Source organism: Microcoleus sp. B7-D4, from assembly GCF_036705125.1.
Taxonomy (GTDB): Bacteria; Cyanobacteriota; Cyanobacteriia; order Cyanobacteriales; family Microcoleaceae; genus Microcoleus.
In genome coordinates, this window is the sequence record NZ_JAUBTT010000072.1 from 36,451 (window position 1) to 46,913 (window position 10,463).

The 10,463-nt window shown below is 48.9% G+C and carries 8 protein-coding genes and 1 pseudogene; all 9 read left to right on the forward strand.

Annotated elements, in window-relative coordinates:
• The first annotated feature begins 19 nt into the window (after positions 1-19).
• The 9 genes and pseudogenes from QUB12_RS25660 to QUB12_RS25700 all read left to right on the forward strand — a co-directional run bounded on the left by QUB12_RS25660 (position 20) and on the right by QUB12_RS25700 (position 10,008).
• Positions 20-226 carry a thiamine S protein gene (locus tag QUB12_RS25660; protein WP_333144212.1) on the forward strand — a complete coding sequence of 69 codons (207 nt, stop codon included), beginning with the start codon at positions 20-22 and terminating at the stop codon, positions 224-226.
• Positions 227-300: 74 nt separating this feature from the next.
• A pseudogene (locus QUB12_RS25665) lies at positions 301-1,594 on the forward strand (RNA-guided endonuclease InsQ/TnpB family protein).
• A complete protein-coding gene (locus tag QUB12_RS25670; RefSeq protein WP_333144211.1) occupies positions 1,591-1,824 on the forward strand; it encodes a hypothetical protein in 234 nt (77 codons plus the stop codon). The pseudogene QUB12_RS25665 and the gene QUB12_RS25670 overlap by 4 nt, the downstream one beginning before the upstream one ends.
• A gap of 254 nt (positions 1,825-2,078) precedes the next feature.
• Positions 2,079-2,546 (forward strand): ribosome maturation factor RimP, encoded by a 468-nt coding sequence (rimP, locus tag QUB12_RS25675; protein ID WP_333144210.1) that lies wholly within the window; start codon positions 2,079-2,081, stop codon positions 2,544-2,546.
• 293 nt (positions 2,547-2,839) lie between these two features.
• Positions 2,840-4,120: a transcription termination factor NusA gene (nusA, locus tag QUB12_RS25680; protein WP_333144209.1), complete on the forward strand. Its 1,281-nt coding sequence runs from the start codon at positions 2,840-2,842 to the stop codon at positions 4,118-4,120.
• A 435-nt stretch (positions 4,121-4,555) separates the two neighbouring features.
• Positions 4,556-4,870, forward strand: coding sequence for a YlxR family protein (locus tag QUB12_RS25685; protein ID WP_333144208.1), 315 nt, complete (start codon positions 4,556-4,558; stop codon positions 4,868-4,870).
• Between the two features lie 382 nt (positions 4,871-5,252).
• On the forward strand, positions 5,253-8,417 hold the full coding sequence (gene infB, locus QUB12_RS25690; RefSeq protein ID WP_333144207.1) for a translation initiation factor IF-2: 3,165 nt from the start codon (positions 5,253-5,255) through the stop codon (positions 8,415-8,417).
• 387 nt (positions 8,418-8,804) lie between these two features.
• The gene (locus QUB12_RS25695) at positions 8,805-9,542 is read left to right on the forward strand and encodes a low-complexity tail membrane protein (protein ID WP_333309023.1); all 738 of its coding nucleotides are present in this window, start codon (positions 8,805-8,807) and stop codon (positions 9,540-9,542) included.
• A 241-nt stretch (positions 9,543-9,783) separates the two neighbouring features.
• Complete coding sequence (locus QUB12_RS25700; RefSeq protein WP_333309025.1) at positions 9,784-10,008, forward strand: hypothetical protein; 225 nt, start codon at positions 9,784-9,786, stop codon at positions 10,006-10,008.
• Positions 10,009-10,463: the final 455 nt, after the last annotated feature.

Consider the following 10,463-nt stretch of genomic DNA (forward strand, 5'->3'; position numbering starts at 1 on the left):
GTTAATATTGCGATCGCCCATGTCTAATCTACCAATCACCCTCACTGTCAAACTCTTGGCCGCCTATCAAGAAGCAGAGGGCTTGTCCGAAGAGAAATTAGAATTTCCCAAAGCAACTCCCGTATCGCAAGTCCTAGAACGCCTGAGTGCCGATCGCCCACTGTTCTATGGGCCACCCACCGGCTTCGGTATTGTAAAACTTCGTTTAGTTTATAAGCAATTATAAACAATAATGGTATCATATCGCTATGAGTGTTGAACAAGAAATACGCACAGCCCAAAGAACGGAAGTCTCAAATGCTGCAGCTAACAGAGAGGCACATCATTAAATCAACGGAACATCGTTTCGTCCAGATTGACGAATTAGCTTTCAAGTCCAAAAACCTCTACAATGCCACCAATTACGTCATTCGTCAGAGTTTTATTTATGGATGGGGCTATGTCAATTACAACGAAATGAACCGATTGATGAAGTCTCACGAAGCATATAAGGCTTTGCCTGCTAAAGTAAGTCAGCAAATCTTAATGGTGCTAGACAAGAATTGGAAATCGTTTTTTGAAGCCGTTAAAGCTTACAAAGCTGACTCTTCAAGATTCACGGGTCGCCCAAAATTGCCAAAGTACAAAGATAAGACTAAAGGGCGAAACCTTCTAGTTTACACGATTCAAGCAATTAGTAGCAAACAGTTAAAGAAAGGAATTATCAAACTTTCCGGCACTGAGCTTTCAATTAAAACCAAACTCAATCCCAACCATATTTGTCAAGTTAGACTGGTTCCGAAATGTGATTCCTATGTAATTGAGGTGATTTATGATGCTTGTACTGAGCGTAGTCGAAGTGAGCCGGAGCCCACCGTCAACAACGCTAATTCTATAGCTAGTATTGATTTGGGACTGGACAATTTAGTAGCGCTAACTTCAAATCAACCGGGATTTATCCCTTTGTTGATTAACGGGCGACCATTAAAATCGATTAACCAGTTCTACAACAAACGCAAATCCCGATTACAATCCCAGTTAAAAGGGAATCGCAAAACGTCACCCCGGATGAGCGCGCTTAACTCGTTGTCGCCATCAAAAAGTTGATAATTACTTGCATCATGCTAGTCGCGTGATTGTTGACCATTTGGTAGTGAACCAAATTGGAACGCTGGTAATCGGCAAAAATGCACAGTGGAAAACCGATATCAATCTAGGTAAACAAACCAACCAAAATTTTGTCAGTATTCCTCACTCTCGATTAATTGAGATGTTAGAATACAAATCTCGGTTGGTGGGAATCACAGTAATTGTGCAGGAAGAATCCTACACATCCCGCTCCAGTTTTTTAGGTTTAGACCCAATTCCTGTTTATGGAAAAACAGAAAAAGAGCCTGTGTTCACTGGTAAACGGATCAAGCGAGGTTTGTACAAAACATCGACTGGTCAGTTAATTAATTCTGACGTGAACGCAGCGTATAACATTCTCAGAAAAGCAATCCCAAATGCGTTTAGCAATGGGATAGGGAGCTGCGTAGTTCAGCCGAGGCGGGTCAATCCGCTCAAAGTAAAAGTGAAAGGGGAGGGGCTTAACGCCTCCCAGGTCTATAAATGACTATACTTTTGCCAGCTATCAACCAGGAATTTGCCCTCGCCCCACCCCACTCCAAAACGGTGATGAAGTCGTCCTTATTCCCCCTGTCAGCTCCCCCCTTCTGCCCTCGGACAGTCCGCCGATGGCGATCGGTTTGTCACCGGGCGGGCGATCGAGCTAAACTGAGAACTGAGGCCTGCCTTCGATCGGAAGAAGTCCTCAAACTTCTTGGAAGAAATTGTTTTACCTAGGAGTGGGTCAAGCCCACTTTTTTTGTTGCATTAGTCGCAGGAAAAGAGCTCAGGGCGTCTGACTTGCAAGTTGAGGACTGATTTAGTAGGGGTAATCCCCCCGCTTGAGATCCCTGCTGGGATGTCGGGTAAGTCCCAAAGTTGAAGACGAAAGTCGCAGCCACCTAATCAAACCACCTCAAAACCAAGCAATCTCAACAACAAATTTTTCCTTGCCGTGTCCGAGTTTAGGAGTTTTAACTTAAGTATTCGATATGACTCATCCCCTAATCCCACAAATCATTGACTTAGCTACCCCCGTTGCGGAAACACTGGGATTGGAAGTAGTGGGAGCAGTGTTTCACACCAACCAAAACCCTCCCGTCTTGCGGGTAGACATCCGCAACCTCCAACAAGACACTGGTTTAGCCGACTGCGAGCGCATGAGCACAGCCCTCGATGCCGAGTTAGAGGCAGCCGACATCATACCCGATGCCTACGTGCTAGAGATTTCCAGTCCCGGAATATCCCGATTGCTCAGCAGCGATCGAGAATTTATTACCTTTAAAGGTTTCCCCGTGACAGCAAAAACCACCGAACCCGACTCGCGAATCAAAGAGTGGAAAGGCCTACTCGTGGGCCGGGATGAAACAGCGGTTTATCTCAATCAAAAAGGGCGACAGGTTAAAATTCCCCGCCCTCAGATTGTCAAAGTTGAACTAGACGAAGGAAAGGAGATGTAAAGGGAAATTTTGAGTGTTGAGTTGTAGGGGCGGTGCCCCTGTGCCCGCCCGATTTGAGTTTTGCGATTGCCTCGCAGCAAGCTGAAAACGCTTGGCTGCGAGTTAATTTTTAACAATCACATCTGTAGCAGCGGGTTGAAGAGGAACAACAAATAAATTGTTACAGCACCGAGTTCCCCTAATCCTATTCAGTAACTCATCACTCCTCTGTCATCACTTTTCCTCGATCTTTTCCAAGTACCAATTACCGATTACCAGTTACTTGTTACCACAGCAAAAAAGGAGACTTTTATATGTCAATGGTTCCCCTGCCCGGACTAAAAGAAATGGTCGAAGGTATTAGCAAAGAACGCAATTTACCCAAACACGCCGTCCAAGCAGCCTTGCGAGAAGCCCTGCTCAAAGGATACGAACGCTACCGTCGTACCCAAAAACTCGATCACTTCAGCGAAGAATACTTCGACAACTTTGATGTAGAACTCGACGCAGAACAAGAAGGTTTCCGCGTTTTAGCCAACAAAACTATTGTCGAAGAAGTCATCAATCCCGATCACGAAATCTCACTTTCGGAAGTGCAAGAAGTAGCCACGGAAGCTCAACCGGGTAGCATCGTGCTCGTAGATGTAACACCAAATCAAAAAGAATTTGGTCGCATGGCCGCGATCCAGACCAAACAAGTTCTCGCTCAAAAACTGCGCGACCAACAGCGCAAAATGATTCAAGAAGAGTTTAAAGATTTAGAAGAAACAGTTCTTCAAGCAAGAGTGCTCAGGTTTGAGAGGCAGTCGGTAATTTTAGCTGTCACCAGCAGCTTCGGTCAGCCAGAAGTAGATGCCGAACTCCCTAAGCGCGAACAGTTGCCCAACGACAATTACCGGGCAAATGCTACATTCAAGGTTTATCTCAAGAAAGTAGGCGAAGGCTCAACTCGTGGGCCGCAGTTACTTGTTTCTAGAGCCGACGCAGGTTTGGTGGTTTACCTGTTTGCTAACGAAGTACCAGAAATAGAAGACGGGGTGGTGAGGATTGTCGCCGTAGCCAGGGAGGCAAATCCGCCATCCCGGCACGTCGGCCCCCGGACTAAAATAGCAGTTGATACTCTCGATCGCGACGTAGACCCTGTAGGAGCCTGCATCGGAGCGCGGGGATCGCGGATTCAGGTAGTAGTCAACGAATTGCGGGGCGAAAAAATCGACGTGATCCGCTGGTCTCCAGACCCCGCAACTTATATTGCTAACGCTCTGAGTCCCGCTAGAGTAGATGAAGTGCGTTTAGTTGCTCCAGAAGGCAGGAGAGCTCACATTTTGGTCGCTGAAGACCAACTGAGTCTTGCCATTGGCAAAGAAGGTCAGAATGTCCGCCTCGCAGCCCGCCTGACAGGTTGGAAAATCGATATCAAAGATATTGCTAAGTACGATCGCGCCGCCGAAGACAGCAAATTGGCAGCAGAAGCAACCAGGCTCGAAGAACTAGAAGGCGACTACGACGAGGAAGCAGGCGATTACGACGAGGAAACCGCAGAATTTGAGGAAGAGGAGGCAGCCGCTACGGAGGAAACCGAAGCCGCAGTCTAAAAACTGTGACATTTACCGAAGAAGAATTCAGAATTCAACAGCCAGAATCCAGAATTGGTTCTGTGCGACAGGAGGGAGAATCGAGGTTGAAAGCCCCCGATTTTAATCGTGGAGCACAAAAAATTTTTTCCGTAACCCTTACCCCTGACTTGAGGCATGGCGTATTTTGAATTCTGAATTCTGTCTTCTGACTCCTTGTCATAAGATTTTCTATCTTCGGGAGACAAGGAGGACTTGTCCCCTACTCGCTCCTCTCCCCCCAGGGCGGTTTCATTCTCAGGAAAACCGCGATTTTGACTCTTGTAGTGCCAAGAATGCCTACCCCCCCCACAGACGATTTCACAGACCTTTGGGACATGGGGCAACCACGGGGGGATTGCCCCTACGCAGAATGAAACAGCCCTGCCTCTCCCCCTACTCCCCCTCTGACAAGAAATGAAACCGAACTACCGGTGCTGTGCAAGTTGTCGAAAAATAGCTCCAAAGGAAGCTTTTTGGCGAGTAGTCAGGCTCTATCCTTCTCATCAGGTACAATTAGATCGTGGCATGGGCCGTTCTGCTTACCTTTGTCGGGAAGCAGAATGCCTCAAAGCAGCTCAGAAAAAAAATCGACTTGGGCGATCGCTCAAAGCGTCTGTGTCTGACGAACTGTACCAAACACTTTGGCAGCGTTTAGCCACATCTGACTGTACATCTTACTCTGGCCTAGCCGGACAAAAAACCGACAATAGTTCGGTATCGACTGTATAAACCCTCTTGGCGGCCCTACCAGTAATTACCGGTAGCGCCAGCTATAAAACCCCAATCCGATCTGCCCACCAGTCTGGAAAGATTTGTGTCAGATTAGATAAGGGTAGGGTACTAGCAGAGGTATCCTCAAGGTGGAAAGGCAAACTTTGAAGCTTGAGAGAGTGGGTTTTGCCAAAACTCAGACTTCGGAGTTCCAAGTTCCCAAACAGACTTGAGAATTCTTCAACCGCCGACTTCAGCGAGTTGCATCTTTTAGATAAAATTGCTGAGCGAGTACCAAAACCCCGATTCCTGACACTGAATCAATCACACCGAATGATGTCGTCATTAGCACAAAAAATCACAATGTAAAAACTGGTTGGCACAAAAGAGGGCAGAGTGGATGAACAACGGCAAAGTAAGAATTTACGAATTATCACGGGAACTAAATTTGGATAATAAAGACATCTTGGCAGTATGCGAGCGGCTCAATATTTCAGTCAAGAGCCACAGCAGCACAATTACAGAATCCGAAGCAGAGCGCATTCGCAAAACGGCGGAAAAATACGTAGCCAGTAGCCACTCTTCCCCCGGCAAGCCAGCTCCACCCGAAAGAGCAGCCGCGCCATCTAGAGAATCTGGCCCTCACCCTAACGACCAACAAAAAAAGCAGCAAATTTTAGAAATACGCAGTCCAAAAGTACGTCCGGCTGGTGCAAACTCCCAGCCTGCAGGCAACGAGGAGAACAAAAACCAGCCCGCGGCAACCGTGGCAACTCCTCCCAAGTCGCCTGCAGCTCAACAACTCCAGCCTCCAGCTAAACCGAATATCAATCGACCTGTACTGTCGAAGCCAAATGTCGCTGTGTCGGCGGCTCCGTCAGAAATAGTGTCGGAAACTGTAGGTGCGATCGCCCCGGAAACAACCATCCAGGCTCAGGCACCGGCGGCACCTCAACCGCCGTCGGAAAAGGCTCCAGAACGCATCCAGCAACCGCCGATCGCCCCTCCCGCGCCCTCGGCCAAACTCACGTCGCCGCCAGTCAGAGGGGCGTCCGAGTCCGCTAGCCGTACCCCACAAAATCTGGGGAACAAGCCGGTACTCAAACTTGCAAAAAGCGAGCAAGAGCAATCAGGACAGTCAGAAACTCTGGAAGCGCCGGCTAAACCGAGCCGCCCCAGCAGACCTGCACCGGGAGGTACAGAATCTCGCGACGCGCGCATACCGCGCCGGGAAGGCGCTGGTGGCCCAGTCAAAACTCCACTGGCCGATCGACCCCAACCCGGTGGGCCGCGCCGGAGCCTTGCCCCCGCAACGTCAGCTACCGGGCTGCGTAGCCGCGGCGGTGACACCGGAGCTGCAGGGGATGACACGGATGACAATGAAGAAGATAATACGCCGTTGCTGGGGATTACTCTCCTCGAAAGGCCCTCCCTCCCTCGTCCTGCCAAAAAGACATCGGTCATTTGGGAAGAAGATGATGACGAAAACTCAGATGCTGCCAAAGCTGCTAAAGCTGTTAAGGCAAAACGTTCTCGCCTCAAACCCATAGACGAGGATGACGATGACTTAGAAAACGGCTTGGATCTGCCAGCACCAGTCACGGTCAGCCTGTCCCTAGCCCGCCCAGCGAAAGCGAAGGGACAAGCAGCACCCAAGTCAACACCAACTCCGGGCGCACCCGGAAGCAGCGGAAAAAATAAGAGACCAGGCCCTTCTCACGATAAAAGTTCTTCAGGCTCGAGCGGGGGACGCGGCAACCGGGGCAAAACAGCCGAAGCTAAGGTAGAACGTCCAGAAAAGCTGCTGCTGAGCAGGCCGATGACTGTTCAAGAACTAGCACTTACTCTGGCTGTTCCCGAAACCGAAATTATTAAGCGGCTTTTCTCTAAAGGAATTGCGGTAAATATTACGGAAACCCTGGACATTCCAGCGGTGAGAATGGTAGCCGAAGAAATGGGCGTAGAGGTGGAAACCCCAGAAAAAGTAGCCCCAGCTCTCAAAGTGATCGAGATGCTGGACGAAGCGGATTTGGAATACCTCGAACGCCGTCCCCCAGTAGTCACGATTATGGGTCACGTGGATCACGGTAAAACTACCTTGCTCGACTCGATCCGCAAAACCAAGGTGGCTCAGGGAGAAGCTGGGGGGATTACCCAGCACATCGGTGCTTACCACGTGGATGTGGTACACGAAGGCAAGAGCCAGCAGGTGGTATTTTTGGATACGCCCGGTCACGAAGCCTTTACAGCGATGCGGGCTAGGGGAACACGGGTTACGGACATCGCCATCTTGGTGGTGGCGGCGGACGACGGCGTGCGACCCCAGACAATTGAAGCGATCAGCCACGCGAAAGCGGCGAAAGTGCCAATTGTCGTGGCTATCAATAAAGTTGACAAGGAGGGTGCTCAGCCGGAACGGGTGAAGCAAGAGCTTACTGAGTACGGCTTGGTCGCAGATGACTGGGGCGGCGATATCACGATGGTTCCAGTCAGCGCGATCCGAGGCGAAAACCTGGATACGCTGTTGGAAATGATTCTGACAGTCGCGGAAATGGAAGACCTCAACGCCAACCCGCACCGACCGGCTAAGGGTACTGTGATTGAAGCTCACCTCGACAAGGCAAGGGGGCCTGTGGCAACTCTGCTGGTGCAGAACGGCACTCTGCGAGTGGGCGATATTGTGGTCGCAGGCTCGGCTTTGGGCAAGGTGCGCGCAATGATCGATGACCGGGGCGATCGCGTAGAACACGCAACTCCATCCTTCGCGGTGGAAGTGCTAGGGCTGCGGGAAGTTCCTCGCGCCGGAGACGAGTTTGATGTCTTCGCAAACGAAAAAGAAGCTGCGGCGATCGCAAGCGGAAGAGCTACCTCCCGACGAGATTCACGCCTGCTGCAAGGCGGCCGGATCAGCCTCAGCGGCTTCTCTCAACAAGCTAAGGAAGGCGTTCTCAAGGAACTCAACTTGATCTTGAAGGCAGATGTCCAAGGCTCCCTCGAAGCAATTGTCGGCGCTCTGACTCAACTTCCTCAAAAAGAAGTTCAACTCCGACTGCTGCTATCTGCTCCTGGGGAAATTACAGAAACGGATATTGACCTCGCTGCAGCCAGTAATGCTGTAATTATCGGGTTCAATACTACTCTGGCCACCGACGCTCGCCTCGCGGCTGACCAAGCTGGCGTAGACGTGCGGGAATATAGCATCATCTACAACCTCTTGGATGACATTCAAGGGGCGATGGAAGGTCTGCTGGAACCCGAATTGGTGGAAGAACCTTTGGGTCAAGTCGAAGTGCGCGCTGTCTTTGCGATCGGTCGCGGGGCTGTGGCTGGATGTATGGTACTCTCTGGCAAAGTCATCCGTAACTGTAAGGTGCGGGTGCGCCGCGGCAACAATGTCGTTTATGAAGGTGTCCTCGACTCCCTAAAACGGATGAAGGAAGATGCCAAGGAAGTCAATGCTGGCTTTGAATGCGGCATTTCTTTGAGCGGGTTTAGCGACTGGGCGGATGGCGATATTATTGAAGCCTACCGGATGGTTACTAAACGCCGGACTCTCTCTCAATAGTTTTGAGTTGTGAGTGTTGAGAGGGAAGAGAATTTTTGAGCGATCGCAACCAAATTGCCGATCGCTCGCCACTCTTCTCTTCACTCAATACTCCCAAACTCATCTGACAGTTGACAGTTGACAGTTGACAGTTGACAGTTGACAGTTGACCGAAAGAAGAAGGAAGAAGGAATTAAGAACTTCCTAATCGTCTTTACCCTTGCTTAAAATTTAAAATTCGCTCCCTCAAATAAGAATTACCGAAATAAACCAGATTTCTGCTTGTAAGTCCTCGGTTTGATAGCTAAATATTTACTCCTGGCATCGGATTTCAGAGTCAAGAGTGCATCCCAAAATCTCAAAATCCAAGATTCAAAACTCCTAATTCATAACTCATAATTATTTAAAGTGCGTTCTTTTTGGTCAGATCCTTTTTTGTGGATTCACCTTTCTGGGGCGGCTACACTGCCGATATTCCTGGGAGTGTGCTTGCTGGGACTCGCAGTGGGTTCTCCCCTGCTCCCTGTCTGGTTAGAAATGTTTTTAGTGGCTGTAGCAGGTATTTTTCCTGTGCTGTGGATGCAGTGGTTCCGCCCTTTTTACATTTTTAGCATTTTAGTTGTGGCGGTGAAACCGCAGAATTTAACTTCTGTGCAGCACCGGCTTCTGACTCGGTTTAAAACTAAGTTAAATCAAGGAATCGCTCTTTTTATCGCTGTTTTGCTGGCAATAATTTTGTGGCAACTCTACCGATTGGCTCCCCTCGCGGCAACGGTTGCTCCCTTTCCTCCTTCCTGGCGAGTGGCTGGATTGTTGTTGGCAGTTGCTGCTTTTTTAGCTAGCAATTTGTTTTTGCAGGTGTCGGCTAGTGTCATGGCGGTTTTGCTGACGCCGGAATCAGAATTTGCAGCGACAAAGCCTCATGTTTTAGAAAAAATTCGGCAGGATTTTACGATCGCACCTTGGCAAGTCGATCGACTTTTGCCGGCTTTGGCAGCCGAGACAACTGCCGCTGTGGCGGCACGCGTAGAGTCAATGGGGCCAGCATCCGGCATAGGGAATTCGGCCGGCAGTATTGTCAACCCAAAGCCTGCTGACACCAACGGCGTTACATCCCTACCCGAAGAGTCGATCGAAAAAAAGTGAAATAAAAAATTAAGAGGGGGACAATTGTAGTTTAAGCTACTTTAATTTGTACAGATGTATGCTGTAAAAAAATAGGTAAGACCCCTCTTTGGATAGAGATTATTAATAGTCTTAATATTTAATTTTTAATTGCAGGTTGTGGAATATTTTATGTTGGCTCTTTGGAGAGAAGAATCTATAATAGAGAGTGTCAAGGTCAGCTTTCAATCCTTACAGGGGATTAAAACAGAGGTATAACAATATGGCGAATTATCTACCGCTCGCACAACAACCTCAAGCCGCAGAGCCGATCGAGCTGTGCGAAGATTCTGAAATCTGGGGCAGTCTCAAATCCGCGATCGGCGCAAGTTCAGGATTTCAACGCTGGCAGCTAGAACTCAATTTTGAGCGTCAGCAGCAAAATGCCACCATCGATCAGCAGGTTCGTTCCTATCTGCGGGAAACTTTAGAAACTTTGGCTTATTGAGAGCAGCCAAGCCAAATGCTGTAACCGATAGTACCTTTCCATCGCCCCATGTTTAAAACCAACTTGAAACACGGCGTTAATTTCACGATTTTTCAGAACAAAGGGCGTTTTAGAATGAATCATAGATATCCTAGCTCCTTCTATTCAGGAGCTAGGACGTTATCGATACCTACTCAAAAAAATGAGCTGAGTTCCTTGACGGGGCGACAACGCCTATCTTACCTTGATGGTAAAAGCATTGAATCCCCTGAACCTCAAAAAAGATAGCGGATTCTGGACAGGCTTATTGACTCATAAGATCGTCCGAGATAGGGTTGAACCAGATTCTCTACGCTCGCCACTCTCTTTTATTGACTGCTTTGTAAAACTTATCTAAACTTATCTAGGGCTTGCTGAATAAGTTAGAAAAAATCGCGATCGCGTAGCTAACCGCAGACATCGCACTTGATGGGCAA